This window comes from Labrenzia sp. VG12, assembly GCF_002237595.1.
Lineage (GTDB): Bacteria > Pseudomonadota > Alphaproteobacteria > Rhizobiales > Stappiaceae > Roseibium.
In genome coordinates this window covers 2,004,201-2,023,388 of the sequence record NZ_CP022529.1, presented here as the reverse complement: position 1 = coordinate 2,023,388, position 19,188 = coordinate 2,004,201, and the positions used below count along the sequence as shown (strand labels likewise).

Sequence of the window (19,188 nt, the reverse complement as noted above, 5' to 3'; positions counted from 1 at the left end):
GCAACAGAGCTACTGAGCGCGCAATCTTTGCATATGCAGGTCCATTGCCTTTTCGATTGGTGATTTCTGGGTCTTGTCGGCAGGCACATAGACGCCATCGTCGGCGAGACTGGCCCACAGGGCCGATTGTTCCGCCTTTTCATGATGACGCGTTTCCTGATTGAGCTGCCTCATCAAGGCGCGGGTTTTGGCCTCTCTTTGAAAACTGAAGTGGTGTCCGTCATAGAGGCCCTTTTGAGCCGGATCTGCTGATCGATGCACATAAACCGAGGTGAGGAGTTCAATGCCGGACCGGGTTCTGCCTTTCAAGAGACACTCAAAGACCGCGACGCCATAGGTCTTGCCGCCGGTCCCGTATCTGCCTGGCAAGGAGCCCAAATCGCTGCCGAGTTTGGGGCAGGCGATTGCGCGATAGTCGTTGATCTCCCGGGTAGAGGCCTGAACGAACATGCCATCTGGCGCGATCGCATAGACATCTTCGGCCGGAGAAAATTGAAGTTTCCTTGCCAGAAGCCTGTCTGCTTCAGTCGTCTCCAGCGGCCCGGTTCCGCGAAACATGTGTATCAGAAAATAGCCGATCGCAACCGAAACAAGGCCGATTGAGATCCATTTCGAGGCGGAACTGCTCATGATCCGGTCTCCTCTTCAACGGTATCCTGCGGCCCAGTCCTCTTGGGGCCGTCCTTTCCTTCTGGGCCTCGACGGAAGGCGCCTTGCTCACGGGGCCTTTTGAGGCCCCTTGCTCAACGCCTTTGCGGCCGTTGGCAACAAGGCCGGTCAGTTGACGGTCTTGGGACTGGCGGTACGGCGGCCCGAGGCTGCGGCGACCGGAAACAGTTCCCGGGGGCTTTCCGTGCGATCGGAGCCAGGTTGTCCGCTCCAGACGGTGACCGTGACCTTCGGGGCGTCCTGCAAAGGGGCAAGGCGTGCGAAAATCCGGTCGTTCGACATCAGATTGTTCATTTGAACCAACTCGCATTGCTGAATGAATGTGACGAGTGCACCTTAGCAAACATGTCATTCTGGTTGTGTGATTTTCGGCACATCCTTGCGGTATCGTGGCACAATGTCGTCAACCTTGGTCAGATGTCATTGCGCGGAATGCGCAGCACCTGGCCCGGAAAGATCAGGTTGGGATTGCTCAGCAGATGCTGATTGGCTTCAAAGATCGGCTGATAGATCGTGTTGCCGTAGTGTTGTTGCGCAATCTTCGTCAAAGTGTCGCCGGGCCTGACGGTATAGGGCTGCCAGCCGCGATAACCGGACAGGATCCTGGGGCCAAAGAGGATCGGGATCACGACGGAGGGCCCGTTCTCATTGCCGCTGTCATCCACCAGGGTCAGAAAGAGGCGGGTCAATTCGAAGCTGTTGGTGTCCGGAATGTCGATGAAACCCTGAAACTGCCGCAGGCCCAGGGAGCCGACCTGGATAAACGACGTATATTCGTCGTGACCTTCGGAAACGCGGACACTGAGCGTGCCTTCAAAGGCTGTTGCATTGCCCGCGATCAAGATCCTTGGGCCAACGAGATCGAAGGGCTGCGGCTGCTGAATGTCGAGTGTCACGGTCATCTCGATTGCCTCCTGATACGTGCTCCGGATGTCAAAACTGCCCTCGACTGGTTCATAGTCAGCCACAATTTCTGGGCGAAAACGTGTTCGGTGCACTTGGGATTGAGGGTGACGGATTGGCAATTTTCAAGCCGGTGAACATACGCTAGAGATTGCCCCGACAAACCTGTTCAAAGACAGACGGCAAGGGCCACATGACCGACAAGTATTCAGAACTGCACCGGGAAGTTTTGAGATATTCGACAAAGAACGGATATCCGATCGACCGTTTTCAGCCTGTCCAATGCCAGTGTGGCCGGAATGATCTGCGTCTGGACAGTGACGATGAGTGCGGGGCGGCCGTTGTGACCTGTCCGTCCTGTCACTCCGAAACGGATATTCAGGACAGCCGCGATTACGCGGAGAACCTCGTTCGAAACATCTGCACCTGCGAAGAGGAGACATTGCTACTGGGGGTCGGGACCGCTGCGTATGACGACGACTCGGGCGATGTGCGCTGGGTTTATGTGGGCGGGCAATGCGAAGCATGCGGGCTTGCTGGGGTCTATGTTGATTGGCACGAACGATAACTTTCTGGCGGTTCGCTGCAGGGCGGGCCTGTGAAAGCGGGTGCTTTTTGCTTTTCCCTGCGCCAGCGATCCGCTATGTCACCGCAAACAGCCACGGAGCCCCAAGGCCGCGATCATGAACGACATTGCCGATACCGCCGACACGGATGTGCCGGCGCTCCTGCGAAACGCACCTTCAAGCGTGGAGTTCAAGAAGCTGCGCAAGCGGCTTCTGCGGCAGACGCGCGAGGCGATCGGCGACTTCGGCATGGTGTCTGCGCAGGCAACGCAGGAGAACAAGCCGAAATGGCTTGTGTGCCTGTCCGGTGGCAAGGACAGCTACACGCTGCTGGCGGTTCTGATCGAGCTGAAATGGCGCGGCCTGCTGCCGGTTGACCTCATTGCCTGCAATCTGGATCAGGCCCAGCCGGGGTTTCCGACCGATGTCCTGCCGAAATTCTTTGAAGACAACGGCATTGAACACCTGATCATCCGCGAGGACACCTATTCGATCGTCACGGACAAGATCCCCGAGCATCGCACCTATTGCTCGCTGTGCTCGCGCCTGCGTCGGGGCATTCTTTACCGGGTGGCGCGGGAGCAGGGCTGTGAGGCCATCGTGCTGGGCCATCACAGGGAAGATATTCTTGAAACCTTCTTCATGAATCTCTTCCATGGCGGCCGTCTTGCCTCCATGCCGCCGAAACTGATCAACGACGAGGGGGATCTTCTCGTTCTGCGCCCGCTGGCCTATGCGGCTGAGAGCGACATTGCCAAGTTCTCAAATGGCATGCAGTTCCCGATCATCCCGTGCAATCTCTGCGGCTCGCAGGACGGTCTGCAGCGGGAAGAAGTCAAGCGCATGCTGCAGGGCTGGGAGAAAGCCAATCCCGGCCGGCTCGGCGTGATGGCGAGGGCTTTGGGCCACACACGGCCGTCGCATCTGCTCGATCGGTCGCTCTATGACTTCGTCAACCTGCGTCCGGCGGAGGGGCAGGGCAAGGAAGAAAGCGGCGAGGCTGAGGAACCCTGCGGCGCAAGCCTCGCCATGACCGCCAAGCTGTTTGCTGCGGAGTAATAGGCCATAGCTTAACTGCTTATCGTAAGACGATTTTTCTAACCTTTTAAGGTACCAATGCTTGTTCCAGACGCAATTTTGAGAGAATGCCGGAAAGGTGGCGAGTTTGAAACACTGGAGCCCGTTCCACGGGTGAAAATCGATGAACTCAAAATCAAGTTCCCAAACTTACCCCAGCAATATCTCTATTTTCTGGAGCATGTTGGTGAAGGGGTAACTCGTTCTGAATATTGCATTTTTCAGCCCTTTGCTGCAGAGGAATACTACGACATACCGGAAGGGGGAGATTTTTTGCTGCCAGGGCCTTGGGAGACATCGGGTTTGCCAGAAGGAATGACCATGCCGCCCAGGTCAGCACTTGTTTTTGCACCCTCAGGTGGCGCCTGGGACTACTGTTTTTCCGGTCTGGGTGATGAAGCCGTTTTCACGCTTGATGTAACCGTCCCTCTGTTCAGTCGATCTTACGATGATTTCTTTTCCTACGTTTCCAGGTTGACCAACAGGACGCCCAAAATCTGACGTTATTGGGTTTGTCCTAGGGCCGATTTCCCGGGACGTGACGAGACTGCTGCGTAGAACTTCAGCTCAAATTGAATGTGATCTCCCGGAAGTCCGAAACCCGCGGACAGACGTGCGCTGCAACCTCGGGACGCGCAAAATCGATGGCAATGACGTCACAGCCTGCCCTCAGGCCAGCCTCGATCCCGGCAGGGGCGTCTTCGAAAACCAGACACGCTTCGGCACGCACATTCAGCCGTTCCACGGCCAGGAGATAGCCGGAAGGGTCCGGCTTGCCCTGTTGGATATCTTCCGCCGTCACGAACACTTCCGGAATTGGCAAACCGACGGCTGTCAGGCGCCGCGTCGCGAGATCTCGTCCCGCGGATGTCACGATGGCCCACCGGTCGGGAGGCAACCGGTCCAGCAGATTGGCGGCGCCCGGGACGGCGATGATACCGCGCACATCCGAGACCTCTGCCGCCTCAAGTCTTGCGGCCTCCGCTTCACAGTCCATGTCTGCTGTTGCAAAGTCGCGGATCGTGTCGATTGTCCGTCGGCCCTGGCAAACGGCGAGTAGAGCCTTGGGATCGACACCGTTCTGAACGGCCCAATCCGTCATCACGCGCTCAACGACGGCGCTGGAATCCAGGAGCGTGCCGTCCATATCGAACAGAACCGCCGAATACGTCCGATCCAGATGCACCATTCTCGATCTGATCCTTTGAAATTGCGGGAAACCTGAGCTGAGCATAGCCAGTCGGTCTGGTGAAATTCATGAAAAACCCGTGGCAAGGCTGGTTTTAGGCGAAAATCTCCCTCAACCAGCCTTCGACCGTTTGAACCGCCGGTCTTGCCGGGCGTGCGCTGTCACGGTGAAGCAGATGATGTGTTCGTGCCGAGGGCAGGGGGATGTTGAACGGGATCGCTAACCGGCCGCTTGTTGCCAGCTGCCGCGCGACCTTGCCCAGGAGCAGGGCGACACCGCCGCCGGACGCTGCCAGTTCAACCGCCGCAAGAGATGTGTCGACCGTGATGCCACGGCGCTGGTCCGGGGCTTTCAAACCGGCAGTCTCGAGGAAATTCGGCCAGTGATCGTCAAAGCCCAGAATGTTGATCCAGGGCTGGCCGAGAAGGTCTTCCGGTTGTCGCAGTTGCTTTCCAAGGTCCGGATGGCAGACGGGCAGAATGGTTTCCGCGCCGAGGGCTTCGGATTTCGCACCCGGCCAGCTGCCTGTACCCAACCGGATCTCAATATCGATCCCCGTTTCCAGCATGGTGTCCGCCCAGATGGCGGAGAGAAGCCGGATGGAAAGACCCGGGTGCCGGCGCTGAAGGGCAGGCAGGGCAGGAGCGATGATCAGGGCCGCCTCGGAGATCGGAGCGCGGAGGGTGACCGTGCCGGATGACCTGGTGCCGAAGAGAGAGTTGGTGGCTGCGGCAAGGTCCTGCAAGGCCTTGCGCACGGACGGTAAATAGGCGCGCCCGCTTGCGGTGAGATCGACTTTGCGCGTGGTGCGTTCCAGAAGCTGGTGGCCGAGCTGGTTTTCCAGGGAGCTGACATGGTTGCTGACGGCGGCCTGGGTCAGGCCAAGCTCCGCACCGGCCGCGGTGAAGCTGCCCAGCCGGCTGGCCGCCTCGAAGCTTCGCAACCACTGCATATTGGGGAGGGAGGACATCACGCAGCCTATTCATAAAAAATACGAAGGAAACTTGTCAGATTATATCGTTTCTCTTTTGATTTGGCGAGGCGCAAGCTGAGAGCTCCTGTTTCACTCCTTCAGAAGGCTGCGTCTCATGCGTGTCGGTTTCATCGGTCTTGGCAATGTCGGCGGCAAACTTGCCGGCAGCATCCTGCGTAACGGTTTCGAGCTCACCGTGCTCGACCTCAACCCGCTGCTGGTGGAGAGTTTTGTCGCCAGGGGCGCAACACGCGGCGACAGTCCGAAACAGTTGGCGGAAAGCTGCGATGTTGTCATCACCTGCCTGCCGAGCCCGGCGGCGTGTGCTGCCGTGGTCGAAGGCGAAAACGGCATCCTTGAAGGGATCGGCCCGGGCAGGATCTGGGCGGAGATGTCGACGACCGACGCGGCTGAGACCAGGCGTCTGGCAGAGCTCGTGATCGCCAGGGGGGCGGAGGCGATCGAATGTCCGGTTTCCGGTGGATGCCACCGCGCGGCGACCGGCAACATCGCGATCTTTGCCGGCTGCGCGCGGCCCACCTTTGAAAAGGCACTGCCGTTCCTGACCGTGCTCGGCCGGCGCGTGCTGCATACCGGCGACATCGGATCGGCCTCGATCCTGAAAGTGGTGACCAACTACCTGGCAACGGCCAATCTCGTCGCCCTTGCGGAGGCGCTGACCACCTGCAAGGCCGCCGGCATGGATCTGAACACCTCTTATGAGGCGATCCGGATTTCCTCGGGCAATTCCTTTGTGCACGAGACGGAGAGCCAGGTCATCCTGAACGGCTCGCGCGACATCTCCTTCACCATGGACCTGGTGGCCAAGGATATCGGTCTCTTTCAGAAGATCGCCGAGGACAATGACGTGCCTTTGGAACTGTCGCCCCTGCTGAACCGGATCTTTGCCGATGGCATCGAGCGGTATGGCCCGAGGGAGCTCTCGCCGAACATCATCAAACGGCTTGAAGACGCAACCAGCCTCAATGTGCTTGCGCCCGGTTTTCCCGCTGAAATGCTTGACGACGAGCCGGAAGAATCCGGCTATGAAGTTGTGCCCCATCGGGGTGAACCGGCGTCAAACAAACGGGAAGCGGCAGGCGGATGATCGAAAAGCGGCAGTTTTACATCGATGGCACCTGGGTTGAGCCGATTGAGCCGAATGACCTGACCGTGATCAACCCGGCCACCGAGCAGCCGGTTGCCGTGATTTCGCTCGGCACCGCTGCCGATGTCGACAAGGCCGTTGCCGCCGCGCAGGCCGCCTTCGACACCTGGTCGCAGACCTCTGTCGAGGAACGGGCGGCTCTGCTGGAGCGGGTCATTGCCATTTATGAGCGACGGTCAGGCGAGATGGACGAGGCGATCCGCCTGGAAATGGGCGCGCCGATCGATTTTGCCCGCGAGCAGCAGACGCCTGCCGGGACAGGCCACCTGCAGGCTACTCTGGAAGCGTTGCGGAACCACCGGTTCGAAAGACCCAGCCCGCGCGGGGGCAGTCTTCTGCGCCACGAACCCATCGGTGTCTGCGGCCTGATCACACCCTGGAACTGGCCGATCAACCAGATCGCCGCCAAGGTGGCCCCGGCGCTGGCCGCCGGCTGCACCATGGTTCTGAAGCCGAGCGAGATTGCGCCGCTGTCCGCACTTCTCTTTGCCGAGATGCTGGACGAGGCCGGCTGTCCGGCGGGCGTGTTCAATCTGGTCAATGGCGATGGTCCCGGGGTTGGCGCTGCCATGTCGTCCCATCCCGGCATCGACATGATGTCTTTCACCGGGTCGACCCGCGCTGGCATCTCCGTCACGCAGAACGCCGCGGAGACAGTCAAGCGCGTGGCGCTGGAGCTGGGCGGCAAGTCGGCCAACCTGGTGTTTGCGGATGCGGACCTGGAAACCGCGCTGCGCTTTTCCCTTGGCAGCTGCTTTTCCAATACGGGCCAGTCCTGCGACGCGCCGACCCGCCTGCTGGTGGAGCAAAGCGTCTATGAGGATGCAGTTGCTCTTGCAGGAACAATCGCGGCGGAGACCAGGGTGGGCGATCCGGCCAGGCCCGGCGATCACGTCGGTCCCGTGATCAGTGATCTGCAATATGAAAAGATCCAGGGGCATATCGAGCGCGGCATTGCCGATGGCGCCCGGCTTGTCGCCGGTGGCCCGGGAAAACCGGACGGGTTCGAGACCGGCTATTTCGTCAAGCCGACGGTCTTTGCCGATGTCACCAACGAGATGTCGATTGCCCGCAACGAGATTTTCGGACCCGTGCTGGTCATGATCCCGTTCGAGACGGAAGACGAAGCGATTGCCATGGCCAATGACACGCCCTATGGCCTGGCCGCCTATCTTCAGACCGGCGACCCGGAACGGGCCAAACGTGTCTCGCGGAAACTGAGAGCGGGCAGCGTCTATGTCAACGGGGCCAGCCCGGACTGGGACGTGCCTTTCGGTGGCTACAAGCAATCGGGCAACGGCCGCGAATACGGCGAATTCGGCCTGGAGGATTTCCTGGAGCTGAAGGCGATTACGGGCTGATGCTGGAACCCCGCATTTGCGGTTTGACGTCGAACTGCCGGATCAGTTCTTTGCGTCCTTCGACCTGTTGAGCAGGTCGTGCCGTGTGCGGATGTCTTCCGGCCAGCTGGCCTTGATGAAGGACAGAACCGCGACGATGTCTTCGTCTGTCAGCGTCTCTTCAAACGCCGGCATGTTTGAGGCAACGGTCTCCAGTCCCAGCGCTTTTCGGGTTCCGAATTTGGTGATCCGGAAGAGAAGGTCGTCGGAATGGTGCCAGGTGTGGCCTGTTTGGTCATGCGGTGGCGCCGGCAGCGTGCCGTCGGCATTCGCGGTCTGCCAGTCCGGTTCTCCTTGAAGCTGATTGCCGTGGCAGGCAGCGCAGGCCTGCTCATAGATGCCGGCACCCTGACGGACCAGCGCCGGATCGTCCGGGCGGAGAAGGCCGGCCGGAGCAGAGTTTGAGGTCCCTTGCGGCCAGGTGGCGTATCCGACGGCTGCCGCAATGGCCATGATCAAGGCGGCGCAGGCAGGCCAGACGACTTTTGGCCGAAGGATCATCACAGCACAACGATAGGCGAGCCGTCGGGAACGCGGCTGTAGAGGTCGATGATGTCCTGGTTGATCAGCCGGACGCAGCCGCTGGAGACGGCCGAGCCGATGGTCCAGTATTCCATCGTGCCGTGAACGCGGTAGAGCGTGTCCTTGTTGCCCTGAAAGATGTAGAGCGCCCGGGCGCCAAGCGGGTTCTGCAGTCCCGGCGGCATGCCGCCGTTGCGCCAGCTCCACTGCTCCAGTTCCGGCTCGCGGGCAATCATCTCCTCAGGCGGCGTCCATTTCGGCCAGGCGGCCTTGCGGGCGATCCTGGCCCGTCCGGACCATTCGAACCCGGCTCGTCCAAGACCGACGCCATAGCGCATCGCCTTGCCCTGTTCCTGGACCAGGTAGAGGTAATAGTTGTTGGTGTCGACGACCAGGGTCCCGACCCGTTCGCTGGTCGGGTAATCGACCTGCTGTCGAAAGAAGCGCTCGGGGACTTTTTTCAGATCGACCGCGGGCAGCGGAAACCGCTCTTCCGGCATGGCGCGATACATGGCGAGATTGGCCGGATCCTCCGCGGGCGACAGGGGAATTGGCGCCTTGCCGGTCGACGCGCAGCCGGTGACGGCGAGCCCTGCAAGGCTCGCCGAACCGGCAAGAAAGTGTCTTCTTGTCAGGTGTTTCATCTTGTTGTCACTGACCCATTTCCATGTAGGGTTTGGCGCTTTCAGAGCCCTTTGCCCTGATTGCGTAGACGGAGTAACGGGCATCAGGGTCGTGCCCCATGCCGAGGGAGCCTTGCGGCATTCCCGGCACGGCGATCCCGCGAATGTCAGGGCGCTCGCTCATCAGTTTTTCCATGGCCTCCAGCGGCACATGGCCTTCAACGATGTATTTGCGCTCATCGCCGATCACCGCAGTGTGGCAGGCCTGCATGTCGTCCGGGACACCGGCCTGCTTCTTGATCGCGGTGAGGTCGTCGTGGTCCTCGACGACGACCGTGTAGCCTGCGGCTTCAACGGCGTCGGTCCAGACCTCGCAGCAGCCGCACCAGGGCGTCTTGTAGACGGTGATCGTCGTCTCGTCCCCGGCCTGTGCTGCGGCAGACAGGAACAGGGCGCTGCCGAGTGCGGCAAGCATCACTTTGGTCTTGGTCATTGGTTGGCTCCGGTCTTGTTGGTGGTATGGCAGGATTTGCCCATGAAACGGTGCAGGACCGCATGCATGGCAACGCAGCCGAGCATCGGCCCGGCCAGGAGAAGGGTTTCCGTCCAGGTCAGTCCGGAAGGGGCCGAATAGATCAGGAGCCCCGTGCCGGCGAGCATGGCCAGACAGCAGGCAGCCATGAAAAGCGTGTGGGCGTTCAGGAAGCCGCGAGCGGCGACCGGTGTCGTGACGGACGAAGTCCGATTGGTGGTGTCCTCAAAGCTCATTGAGCGATTACCTGTAAGTGAGGTGAGGCGAAGCCCGGGCCGGGTGAAGGCACCCGGATCAGCTTCGTTCAACCTTGCAGTTTCTGATGATCCCGGGCCTGTCGGACCGGGGACGGGTGATCAGAAACCGATGGGAGGCTGAAGGACGGGGCCAGGCCCATGCGCGGTCAGGACGGACGATGAGGTTCTTTCGATTTCCACTTCGGCCGCCACGGGAAGCGCCAGAGACGCCAGCAGCAGAGACAGACAGTCTGCGCTGCACTGGACCGATTTGGTGCCGGGAGCCTGTCGGCTGCCCTGTTCACAGCATGCGTGATGAGGCAGTTCTAGAGCTGACGTCGTTGCAGAAACGCCAGTCTCGGGGCTTGCCATGGCACCGGCCGTCGTCTTGGCACCGCTGAAGGCGGCGGCCATGTTGACCCCCAAAAACAACATCAGCAGCAATGTAACGAGGATGGCGCGCATGCCTGACCTGTTTTCCACTCCTTGCCCGCACAGACTCACCTCTTGAGCCTTTGCAGCCTGACCCCGCAGGTAAGGGCGAAATGCGTTCAAACCGTGACTGAAGAGCTGTTGGCGGCGACTGGCGCACGGATCGGTCTAGCGTCCTGATCCGATGTCACCCTTCAGGTCGGCTCTTGCCTGATATTTCTGCAAAGCGGCCAGCAGGCTCTTTTCGGGATCGAGGCCGCATTCGATGGCGAGCGCGTGGACGGCGAACAACAGGTCGCCGATTTCCTCTTCCAGATCGGCGGTGATGTCAGGCCTGGACCGTCCGTAGTTTGAAGCCTTCAGGACTTCCTTGCTGACCTCTCCAAGTTCGCTGGTGATGTCGAGCAGACGCTGCTCCGGAGCGCATTTCAGGCCGTGTCTGGCCAGAAAGGCAGCAATATCTTCGGTTGACGTGGTCTCTGTCATGTTTTCACCGGTGCCTGATTGTCTGTTGCAACAGAATAGCCACTTGCAGCCTTCAGAACGATGCTTTTTGGGTTTGAAGACGATCCAGTGCCGCTCGGCCCGCAACTTCCCCTCCTCAAGACTGGACCCGGTGCACCGATCGGGCCAGTCTGCTGGGAAGTGGACTTGCGGGAGGTGTCATGCGGGATTTGCGGATCTGTTTTGTGGGCGACAGTTATGTAAACGGCAGCGGAGACGAAACAGGCCTTGGTTGGACCGGGCGTCTTTGTGCCCGGCGAATCTCCGGGGACCTGCGCCTGACCCGCTACGATCTCGGCATTCGCGGGGAAACCACCGATCAGATCGGCGCACGCTGGCAGAGCGAGTGCACACCGCGGCTGCCGGAGGGCGCCGACAACCGGGTGGTTCTGCAATTCGGCATCAATGATGTTGCCGTGATTACAGGGCAGGGGCGGCATGTTGCCCCCGAAGCGTCTCTGGCGAGCGCCGCGGAACTGGTTTCGGCAGCAGCCGCGGCCTACCCGACCCTGTGGGTCGGTCTGCCGCCGGCAAATGTCGCATGCTCTCCGATGCATCCAAGCGCCGGACTTGAAATCAGCTTTCGCCAGGAAGACGCGATCGCGCTCAACGGTGCCTTCAAGGACCTGGCCGCCAAGCTGGGCATTGCCTATCTCGACATTCAGACCCCTTTGCTTGGCGATACAGCCTATCTGGACAGCCTGACCCGAGGAGACCGGATGCATCCGGACGGAGAGGGCTATGCCCGGATTACGGATCTGGTGGATGCCTGGCCCGCCTGGTCGGACTGGTTCGAAGTGTAGAAATGGGAGAGGGTGAATTGAAGCGTCTTGCCCATCTTTTCGGCGGAGCGCCGGTGTGAGCGGCTGGACGACGTTTCAACCATCCCCTATCTCTTTCCCATGACCTTGCGCGCACAACAGACATCCAATGACTACGGTATCGTCGTGGAACCGCTTGCCGGCGAAGTGATTGCCTGGCGGGGCAAAGAGATAATAGCCCGTTCCAACAGAGCGAAGGTCATGTATGAGACCCGGCTGTCGCCGGTGGTCTATTTCCCGCAAGAGGACATCCTGGCAGAGCTGGAACCGGCGCCGGAGCACAAGACCTTCTGTCCGTTCAAGGGCACGGCTTCCTACAGCCACGTGAAGGTCGGTGAGGAGCGTATGGAAAACGGTGCCTGGCACTATCCCAAGGCCCTGCCGGAAGGCCAGGCGGTGGACGGTTGTTTTGCCTTCATGCCCGGTGTTGCAGACCGGATCGAGCACGAGGGCGCGGAGATCGAGGCGCTGCCGATCGGCAATATCACCGGGCCGGTGGTCGACTGGCTCCTGCGCGAGGCGTGGCTTGCCAAGTCGCCGGACGAGCTGCTGGCAGCGCTCGGCCGGAAACTGGTGGAGGACGGCGTTGCCGTTTCCCGCCTCAGCATTCTGATCTGGTCCCTGCATCCGATGATCGCCGGGCAGAACTGCATCTGGTCGCGCGACGAGGACGAGGTCATCAGCCGCTATCCGTCCTACGAGATCCTGGAAAGCCCGGTCTTTACCGACAGCCCGTTCCAGCACGTGGCCGACGGCCTCGGCGGTGTGCGTCAGAAGCTCGACACCAATCCGGACGAATTCAACTTTCCGATCATGGAGGATCTGAAGGAGAAGGGCGTAACCGACTATGTCGCAATGCCCTTGCCTTTCTCCGACGGGCGCATCAACGTCCTCACGCTTGCATCAGACCATCCGAATGGTTTCACCACCGCCAATCTCGGGCTCATTTTCGAGTGTTCCGCCCTGATCAGCCGCCTTTTTGAGGTCTTTGCCCTGACCTCCAGCGCGACCTCGCTGCTGGAAACCTATCTGGGCAAACGCACAGGTGCCCGGGTGCTGGGCGGAGAGATCCGCAGGGGCGACGGCGATGTCATCGACGCGGCAATCCTGTTCTGCGATCTGCGCCATTCCACGCGGCTGGAGACGGAGCTGGGCCGTGAAGCCTATGTGGAGCAGCTCAACCGCTTCTTTGAAGTCACCACGGACATCGTCAACTCGCATGAAGGCGAGGTGCTCAAATTCATCGGCGATGCAGTGCTGGCGATCTTTCCGGCGGGAGCCGGGCATGCGGCGGCCTGCGCTCATGCCGTGGAAAGTGCGCACGAGATTGTCTCAAGGCTGAAGGACCCGGATCCGGAGACGAATGACATGTCGCTGTCCTGCGCCATCGGCATTGCCTATGGCGAGGTGACCTATGGCAATGTCGGGTCAAAGGAACGGCTGGATTTTACGGTGATCGGCAGTGCGGCGAATGTTGCTGCCCGGCTTGGCGAATATGGCAAGGTCATCGGCCAGCCGGTGGTGGCAACGGACGAGGTTGCGGTGGAGGGCCGGTTCAGAACCGACAGTCTTGGCGGTGTGGAGCTGCACAATGTCAGGGACCGGGTCGCGGCCAGTACGGTATTCGTTGAAGGCTAAAGTTCGTTCCCGGTTCAGTGAAGGCTTTTTTCGCCTGCAAACCCGCCCATCGGCTGGTTGCGCACCAGGATCACGAGACCTTCGTCGGACGGCCCGGCGTTCTTCGCGGCGACGCCACCGTAATTGGCGCAAAGCTCTTCAGCGCTCTTCTTTTGAGCGGGCGTGAACATGGTGATGGCCTGGCAATCGACCCGGCGCAGTTCCGTGTCGGTTTTCACGCCGCCGGACAAGGCGAGACTCACGCCGGCCAGTGCAAGCGCGAAAGTGGTGGTGGCTGCAACAGTAATCTTCTTCATTGTCCCCGGTCCCATTTCCCGGCCCCGAACAGTTCAAGGGCCTCGTGATATGGACGGAGAATGGCGGAACACACCTGTACTCACCCTGACATCCGCATTCACCTGACGTTCAGATTAGGCGATTCGTCTGATATTGCCGAGGTTTGGCGCCAGAAGCTGCGATTTCGATTCGGGTTAACGTTGGATAAAGCGCAAGTCTAGGTGGTTTTGACGGGGGTGTCAGAGCTCCGTCTGGGTCACCTCGTCCGGATGCTCCAACCGAAGCTGGTTCCGGACATCGGTCAGGATCCTGCCCAGAAGGTTCTGGCCCGGCCAGTCTTCTGGCGCGGTCCGGGCCGCCTTTTGCGCGTCAAGACCAATGCCCCAGATCAGGTCGTTGGGGCTGGCTTCGGCGAGCAGCTTGTCGCCTGTCTGGAAGAGCTTGCGCCTGAGCCCCTTGTTCTGGCTGAACTTCGCGTGGTTCACGCGGTAGACGATCTCTTCCCTGCGGGCCTGCCAGATGGTTTCCTCAAAGTTTCGGACCTGCCGGCCAAGCGCCTTTTGCCGCCCCGGATCGGAAGCGGTCGCGATTTTGGCAGCCGTCTCGGGATCGTCGAACAGGAGCGCCTTGGAATACATCATGGCCTGTTCGGCGGTGTTGAAGGTCTTGCCGTCGAGATCGAACGCGGATTTCTGCCACTGGCTGAATGGTCCGCCCCAAAAGAAATGAAATCGGTCGGCGGTGTTGGTCAAAACCTTGTCCTCATGGGCGACACATCGGCAAACAAAAGGGGCGGAAGACCGCCCCTTGAAACTTCGACCCTTGCAGGTGCTGGCGGCTCAGGCCGTCTGCTGGCTGGTCTCGACACCTTTTTCGGTGAGCATGCCCTGCAGTTCCTGGTTCTGGAACATTTCACGGATGATGTCGCAGCCGCCGACGAATTCACCCTTCACGTAGAGCTGGGGAATGGTCGGCCAGTTGGTGAATTCCTTGATGCCCTGGCGCAGCTCATCGTCTTCCAGCACGTTGATGCCTTTGTACGGCGCGCCGACATAGTCGAGGATCTGCACAACCTGCCCGGAAAAACCGCATTGCGGGAAGTTCGGGGTGCCTTTCATGAACAGCACAACATCGTTGCTGTCGACTTCGTTCTTGATCCAGTCCTGGATGCTCATGGGTTTCACGTCCTCATTGTTTCGCCGGCGGCGCCAGAAGCGATTTGCCGGTGCGGTAAACCAGTTTCGATACGGAGCGCCAGATCCGAAGTTCCATGACCAGCATGGCAAGCAAGGTCACGGTCAGCAATAAGGCGAGCATCATGTTCAGATCTCCGATCGACTTCCCTGCTATCTGGACAGGTGAGGGGCAAGAATCAAGTGTTCATGCGCCTGCGCGGCAACCTGTCAGGCCGTTTTTGCTCAATCCGGAGCCTTGGTCTGAAGCGCAAGCGCGTGCAGGGCACCGCCCATGTTGCCCTTCAGGGCTTCATAGACCAGTTGATGCTGCTGGACGCGGCTCTTGCCCCGGAAGGCTTCGGAAACGACATTGGCCGCGTAGTGATCGCCATCGCCGGCCAGGTCGCGGATCTCCACCTGAGCGTCGGGCAGCGCCTCCTTGATCAGGGTTTCGATCTCATTCGCGTTCATCGGCATTGTGCATCAGTCCTTTTGTATAAGCGCCTGAACGGCAACGAGCTTAAGCCGTCGCCATATAGTTCGGGAACCAATCTTCGTGCGCTTTTTTCAAGTTTGCAACGGATATGGTGAGGATGCCTTCCACAGTCAAATCCGATCCGCCCGTTGTGCCGATTTGTTGAACGTCGACGCCGGCGTCCAGAATGTCTTCCATCACCGCCTCGACCTTGTCCTGCGCGACGGTCAGAACGTAGCGGCCCTGGTCCTCGCCGAAGAGTGCGGCATGGGCGGGGCTGTCCACCTTGACCGTGGCGCCGAGGCCGCCGGCCATGGCCATTTCTGCAAGCGCAACGCCCAGGCCCCCGGAAGAAATGTCATGCACGCCTGTGAGGCGGGCTGCGCCGATCAGCTGGCGGACCAGCGTGCCGCGGCGTTTTTCTGCGGCCAGGTCCACGGGCGGCGGAGCACCTTCCTCGCGGCCGAGAATGTCTGCGAGATACTGGGACGCGCCAAGGTGGGTGCCAAGGCCGCCGATCACCAGGATCGCGTCGCCTTCCTGCGTGAAGGCAGCAGCGGCTCGGACAGTGACATCCGGCAGCAGGCCGACGCCGCCAATGGCCGGGGTCGGCAGGATCGCTTCGCCATGGGTCTCGTTGTAAAGCGAGACATTGCCGGAAACGATCGGGAACTGCAGCTCGCGGCAGGCTTCGCCGATGCCTTTGATGCAGCCGACGAACTGGCCCATGATCTCCGGCTTTTCCGGATTGCCGAAATTGAGGTTGTCGGTCGCTGCAAGGGGTTCGGAGCCGACGGCAGTCAGGTTACGCCACACTTCGGCAACCGCCTGTTTGCCGCCTTCAAACGGATCGGCCTCGCAATAGCGCGGTGTGACATCGACGGAGAAGGCCAGGCCCTTGCGGCCGCCCTCCACACGGATGACGCCGGCATCGCCGCCCGGCGTCGCAGCGGTGTTGCCCTGGATCAGGGTGTCATATTGTTCATAGACCCAGCGGCGGGACGAACCGTTGGCGTTGCCGACCAACGTCTTCAGAGCTTCGGCATAGTCCGCCGGCTCGGCGACGTCTGAAGCGGTCAGAACAGGCAGTTTCTTGGGCTCGACCCAGGGCCGGTCATATTCCGGTGCCTCGTCGCCCAGTTCCTTGATGGGCAGGTCGGCAACGATGTCGCCCTGGTGCTTGACCACAAAGCGCAACGTGTCGGTGGTCTTGCCGACAATGGCGAAGTCCAGGCCCCATTTCTTGAAGATGGCCTCGGCCTCGTGTTCCTTTTCCGGACGCAGCACCATGAGCATGCGCTCCTGGCTTTCGGAAAGCATCATCTCGTAGGCGCTCATGCGCTCTTCGCGCACCGGCACCTTGTCGAGGTCAAGTTCGATGCCGAGGTCGCCGCTGGCGCCCATTTCGACGGCAGAACAGGTGAGACCGGCGGCGCCCATGTCCTGGATGGCGATGACGGCACCGGTTTCCATCAGCTCCAGACAGGCTTCCAGAAGGCATTTTTCGGTGAACGGGTCACCGACCTGAACCGTGGGGCGCTTTTCGTCGATCGTGTCGTCGAATTCGGCCGAGGCCATGGTCGCACCACCGACGCCGTCGCGGCCGGTCTTGGCGCCGAGATAAACGACGGGCAGGCCGACACCTTCGGCCTTGGCCAGGAAAATCGCATCGGATTTGGCAAGACCGGCTGCAAAGGCGTTGACCAGGCAGTTGCCGTTGTAGCGGGCATGGAACTCGACTTCACCGCCGACCGTCGGCACGCCGAAGGAGTTGCCGTAACCGCCGACACCGGAGACGACCCCGGAGACCAGGTGTTTTGTGCGCGGATGGTCAGGCTCGCCAAACCGCAATGCGTTCATGGCAGCGACAGGCCGGGCGCCCATGGTGAACACGTCGCGCAGGATGCCGCCGACCCCGGTCGCAGCGCCCTGGTAGGGCTCGATATAGGACGGGTGGTTGTGGCTCTCCATCTTGAAGACGACCGCCTGGCCGTCGCCGATATCGACGACGCCGGCATTCTCGCCCGGTCCCTGCAGGACGCGCGGACCTTCCGTCGGCAGCGTCTTCAGCCATTTCTTGGAGGACTTGTAGGAGCAATGCTCGTTCCACATGGCCGAAAAGATGCCGAGTTCGGTGAAGCTGGGCTCGCGGCCGATCAGCTCCAGGATGCGCTCGTATTCATCGGGCTTCAGGCCGTGGGAAGCAATCAGGTCGGGCGTGATCTTGATGTCGTTCGGGATCATGTCGGTCCGGTCATTTGAGGCCGCTGCGGCGGGGCCGCGCTGGCGCAGGCTGGCAGTGATGCCGCCCTTTAGCAGATTGTCCGGGAAATGGGGAGCCTCGCGGTTCAAAGAAAATCCGGAAATTGCCGCTCATCCAAGAGCTTTCGCCAGAATAACGCCCGTATAGCCGACATAAGCCAATAGCATGAGCGCGCCTTCGCGGCGGCTAAGGCGCCATCCGCTCATGGCAAAGACCAGCAGCGCGGCGGTTGCACCGAGCAATACCCAGATGTCGAGCCGCATGATTTCCTGCGGAACCTGCAAGGGAGAGATCACTGCCGTCAGACCGAGAATGCCCAGGATGTTGAAGAGGTTCGAGCCCAGAATGTTGCCGAGAGCGATGTCTGTCTGGCGTTTGAGCGCAGCCATGACCGAGGTGACAAGTTCCGGCAGCGAGGTGCCGACGGCCACGATCGTCACGCCAATGACGGCGTCGCTGACACCGGCTGCCCTGGCAATCGTGCTTGCACCGGCCACCAGAAAATGCGCGCCACCGAGAATCATGGCAAGACCGCCAAAGGCCATGAGCAGATTGAGAGACAGGTGCGACGGTTTCGGCTGGGGGATGACAAGCTCCGTCCCGCCGCGATGAAGCTCTGCTGCTGGCGTTTTCTGTCCCTTTTCCATCCGATAGGTGATCACAAGATAGGCGGCAAGGGCGAGCACGAGCGCAAGGCCTGCTTCCCGGCCGATCAGGCCGGTCAGGGCAAGGCCGGTAAAGGCGAGCGCTGCCAGGGCGTTTGCAGGACCGTCCCGCATGAGGGCTGCCGGATCGACGCGCAAGGGACAGATCAGCGCGGTCAGGCCAAGGATCAAAAGAATATTGGCGATGTTCGACCCGGCGACGTTGCCCACGGCAATGCCGGGCGAGCCGTTCAGGGCGGCCAGGACGCTGGTCATGAGTTCCGGTGTCGAGGTGCCGAAACCGACCAGAACCAGACCAATCAGCAATTCGGAAATGCCGAACCGCTGCGCGAGGCCCACGGAACCGCGCACAAGCAGGTCACCACCAGCCACGAGAAGCGCAAGGCCAAGCAGAATTTCAAGGACGGTCATGGTCGAGATCCAATGGAATGGCGATCGGCAGATAGGGGGCGTCCCTGCGGTTTGCAATGGCTATGGTCTGGAATGCGACCAGGCGCAGCCAGCAAACTGGTTCACGACACGAAGACACAAGAAATGCCTGTCTGCACTCGTTTCACTTCATCCCCGGATTTGTGCTTCCAGCGCCTCCACCAGGCCCTTGCCGTAAAACGTGACCCGTCGGGTCCCGGCGATGCGCGGATCGCGAATTTCAAGCCGCAGCGCTTGCGTGAAAAAGAGGTTGGTGCGGTCGGCCTCGGCGATTGCGTTCCAGGGGATCAGCAGTGGCTCGTGGCCGATCCGGAAGGGCAGGATCGGGCGCAGGAAGAGGCCGGATGGTGTCGTCATCACCGTAAGCACGTTGCGATAGCTGGACAGCCTGCCGAAGGTGGCGCTGGTGAAATGCCAGCTCTGGCCTGAAGCCGGCTGCGTCCCGGGATAGGATCGCGCCAGCGACGCCCAGCCGCTGATGCGGGCCGTCGCAAACACGATTGCCGACCACAGCAACGCAAAGCCGACGAAAAATCCTGGGATGATCAGGGCGACTAGACCGGAGTCGGACATGGACAACAACCGCTTTTGAGCGCAGCACCTGCGCATTGAACCCGCAGTCTAGCCCAGATTCGCCGCGACGGTCCGTGGA

The 19,188-nt window shown here is 60.7% G+C and carries 26 protein-coding genes; 7 read left to right on the top strand and 19 right to left on the bottom strand.

What is annotated here, in order from left to right; genetic code table 11:
* Nucleotides 1-9 precede the first annotated feature (9 nt).
* The 3 genes from CHH27_RS09505 to CHH27_RS09495 form a co-directional block, all read right to left on the bottom strand.
* Complete coding sequence (locus CHH27_RS09505; protein ID WP_094071370.1) at nt 10-630, bottom strand: hypothetical protein; 621 nt, start codon at nt 628-630, stop codon at nt 10-12.
* A gap of 147 nt (nt 631-777) precedes the next feature.
* Complete coding sequence (locus tag CHH27_RS09500) at nt 778-963, bottom strand: hypothetical protein (protein WP_094071369.1); 186 nt, start codon at nt 961-963, stop codon at nt 778-780.
* Nucleotides 964-1,082: 119 nt separating this feature from the next.
* The gene (locus tag CHH27_RS09495) at nt 1,083-1,571 is read right to left on the bottom strand and encodes a LysM peptidoglycan-binding domain-containing protein (RefSeq protein ID WP_094074635.1); all 489 of its coding nucleotides are present in this window, start codon (nt 1,569-1,571) and stop codon (nt 1,083-1,085) included.
* A 194-nt stretch (nt 1,572-1,765) separates the two neighbouring features.
* Here CHH27_RS09495 and CHH27_RS09490 point away from each other — a divergent pair, with 194 nt between their 5' ends.
* The 3 genes from CHH27_RS09490 to CHH27_RS09480 all read left to right on the top strand — a co-directional run bounded on the left by CHH27_RS09490 (nt 1,766) and on the right by CHH27_RS09480 (nt 3,716).
* Nucleotides 1,766-2,140 carry a hypothetical protein gene (locus CHH27_RS09490; RefSeq protein WP_157738832.1) on the top strand — a complete coding sequence of 125 codons (375 nt, stop codon included), beginning with the start codon at nt 1,766-1,768 and terminating at the stop codon, nt 2,138-2,140.
* Between the two features lie 115 nt (nt 2,141-2,255).
* Complete coding sequence (ttcA, locus tag CHH27_RS09485; RefSeq protein ID WP_094074634.1) at nt 2,256-3,197, top strand: tRNA 2-thiocytidine(32) synthetase TtcA; 942 nt, start codon at nt 2,256-2,258, stop codon at nt 3,195-3,197.
* 57 nt (nt 3,198-3,254) lie between these two features.
* Complete coding sequence (locus tag CHH27_RS09480) at nt 3,255-3,716, top strand: hypothetical protein (protein ID WP_094071367.1); 462 nt, start codon at nt 3,255-3,257, stop codon at nt 3,714-3,716.
* A gap of 61 nt (nt 3,717-3,777) precedes the next feature.
* Here the strand turns inward: CHH27_RS09480 and CHH27_RS09475 are convergent, their stop codons facing one another.
* Both CHH27_RS09475 and CHH27_RS09470 read right to left on the bottom strand, forming a co-directional pair.
* The gene (locus CHH27_RS09475; RefSeq protein ID WP_157738831.1) at nt 3,778-4,404 is read right to left on the bottom strand and encodes an HAD-IA family hydrolase; all 627 of its coding nucleotides are present in this window, start codon (nt 4,402-4,404) and stop codon (nt 3,778-3,780) included.
* Nucleotides 4,405-4,498: 94 nt separating this feature from the next.
* Complete coding sequence (locus CHH27_RS09470) at nt 4,499-5,374, bottom strand: LysR substrate-binding domain-containing protein (protein ID WP_094071365.1); 876 nt, start codon at nt 5,372-5,374, stop codon at nt 4,499-4,501.
* A 118-nt stretch (nt 5,375-5,492) separates the two neighbouring features.
* On the opposite strand from CHH27_RS09470, the gene CHH27_RS09465 reads away from it, so the two are divergent.
* Entirely contained in the window at nt 5,493-6,485 is a 993-nt protein-coding gene (locus CHH27_RS09465; RefSeq protein ID WP_094071364.1) for an NAD(P)-dependent oxidoreductase, read from the top strand.
* Nucleotides 6,482-7,906 carry an aldehyde dehydrogenase family protein gene (locus CHH27_RS09460; protein ID WP_094071363.1) on the top strand — a complete coding sequence of 475 codons (1,425 nt, stop codon included), beginning with the start codon at nt 6,482-6,484 and terminating at the stop codon, nt 7,904-7,906. Before CHH27_RS09465 ends, CHH27_RS09460 begins: the two co-directional genes overlap by 4 nt.
* A 42-nt stretch (nt 7,907-7,948) precedes the next feature.
* Here the strand turns inward: CHH27_RS09460 and CHH27_RS09455 are convergent, their stop codons facing one another.
* From CHH27_RS09455 to CHH27_RS09430, 6 genes are all read right to left on the bottom strand, one after another.
* The gene (locus tag CHH27_RS09455; protein WP_094071362.1) at nt 7,949-8,446 is read right to left on the bottom strand and encodes a cytochrome c; all 498 of its coding nucleotides are present in this window, start codon (nt 8,444-8,446) and stop codon (nt 7,949-7,951) included.
* Nucleotides 8,446-9,111 carry a L,D-transpeptidase gene (locus CHH27_RS09450; RefSeq protein WP_094071361.1) on the bottom strand — a complete coding sequence of 222 codons (666 nt, stop codon included), beginning with the start codon at nt 9,109-9,111 and terminating at the stop codon, nt 8,446-8,448. The genes CHH27_RS09455 and CHH27_RS09450 overlap by 1 nt, the downstream gene beginning before the upstream one ends.
* Nucleotides 9,112-9,118: 7 nt before the next feature.
* Nucleotides 9,119-9,583 (bottom strand): DUF411 domain-containing protein, encoded by a 465-nt coding sequence (locus tag CHH27_RS09445; protein WP_094071360.1) that lies wholly within the window; start codon nt 9,581-9,583, stop codon nt 9,119-9,121.
* Nucleotides 9,580-9,858 (bottom strand): hypothetical protein, encoded by a 279-nt coding sequence (locus CHH27_RS09440; protein ID WP_094071359.1) that lies wholly within the window; start codon nt 9,856-9,858, stop codon nt 9,580-9,582. Before CHH27_RS09440 ends, CHH27_RS09445 begins: the two co-directional genes overlap by 4 nt.
* Before the next feature lie 120 nt (nt 9,859-9,978).
* A complete protein-coding gene (locus tag CHH27_RS09435; RefSeq protein WP_094071358.1) occupies nt 9,979-10,323 on the bottom strand; it encodes a hypothetical protein in 345 nt (114 codons plus the stop codon).
* Between the two features lie 135 nt (nt 10,324-10,458).
* The gene (locus CHH27_RS09430; protein ID WP_094071357.1) at nt 10,459-10,776 is read right to left on the bottom strand and encodes a MazG-like family protein; all 318 of its coding nucleotides are present in this window, start codon (nt 10,774-10,776) and stop codon (nt 10,459-10,461) included.
* Between the two features lie 179 nt (nt 10,777-10,955).
* Between CHH27_RS09430 and CHH27_RS09425 the strand changes: the two genes are divergently transcribed.
* Together CHH27_RS09425 and CHH27_RS09420 are read left to right on the top strand one after the other, a co-directional pair.
* Entirely contained in the window at nt 10,956-11,597 is a 642-nt protein-coding gene (locus tag CHH27_RS09425; RefSeq protein WP_094071356.1) for a GDSL-type esterase/lipase family protein, read from the top strand.
* Between the two features lie 27 nt (nt 11,598-11,624).
* Entirely contained in the window at nt 11,625-13,253 is a 1,629-nt protein-coding gene (locus CHH27_RS09420) for a DUF427 domain-containing protein (protein WP_208988745.1), read from the top strand.
* 14 nt (nt 13,254-13,267) lie between these two features.
* Here the strand turns inward: CHH27_RS09420 and CHH27_RS09415 are convergent, their stop codons facing one another.
* The 8 genes from CHH27_RS09415 to CHH27_RS09385 form a co-directional block, all read right to left on the bottom strand.
* On the bottom strand, nt 13,268-13,549 hold the full coding sequence (locus CHH27_RS09415; RefSeq protein WP_094071355.1) for an antitermination protein: 282 nt from the start codon (nt 13,547-13,549) through the stop codon (nt 13,268-13,270).
* 219 nt (nt 13,550-13,768) lie between these two features.
* Nucleotides 13,769-14,281 carry an NADAR family protein gene (locus CHH27_RS09410; protein WP_094071354.1) on the bottom strand — a complete coding sequence of 171 codons (513 nt, stop codon included), beginning with the start codon at nt 14,279-14,281 and terminating at the stop codon, nt 13,769-13,771.
* An 87-nt stretch (nt 14,282-14,368) separates the two neighbouring features.
* On the bottom strand, nt 14,369-14,704 hold the full coding sequence (gene grxD / locus CHH27_RS09405; RefSeq protein ID WP_094071353.1) for a Grx4 family monothiol glutaredoxin: 336 nt from the start codon (nt 14,702-14,704) through the stop codon (nt 14,369-14,371).
* Nucleotides 14,705-14,717: 13 nt separating this feature from the next.
* Complete coding sequence (locus CHH27_RS28470; protein ID WP_256386430.1) at nt 14,718-14,849, bottom strand: hypothetical protein; 132 nt, start codon at nt 14,847-14,849, stop codon at nt 14,718-14,720.
* Nucleotides 14,850-14,947: 98 nt separating this feature from the next.
* Nucleotides 14,948-15,181 (bottom strand): BolA family protein, encoded by a 234-nt coding sequence (locus tag CHH27_RS09400; protein WP_094071352.1) that lies wholly within the window; start codon nt 15,179-15,181, stop codon nt 14,948-14,950.
* Between the two features lie 43 nt (nt 15,182-15,224).
* Nucleotides 15,225-17,423, bottom strand: a complete 2,199-nt coding sequence (purL, locus tag CHH27_RS09395) for a phosphoribosylformylglycinamidine synthase subunit PurL (protein WP_094074632.1) — start codon at nt 17,421-17,423, stop codon at nt 15,225-15,227.
* Nucleotides 17,424-17,552: 129 nt separating this feature from the next.
* Nucleotides 17,553-18,518: a calcium/sodium antiporter gene (locus CHH27_RS09390; protein ID WP_094071351.1), complete on the bottom strand. Its 966-nt coding sequence runs from the start codon at nt 18,516-18,518 to the stop codon at nt 17,553-17,555.
* Nucleotides 18,519-18,665: 147 nt separating this feature from the next.
* Nucleotides 18,666-19,109: a hypothetical protein gene (locus CHH27_RS09385; protein WP_094071350.1), complete on the bottom strand. Its 444-nt coding sequence runs from the start codon at nt 19,107-19,109 to the stop codon at nt 18,666-18,668.
* Nucleotides 19,110-19,188 lie beyond the last annotated feature (79 nt).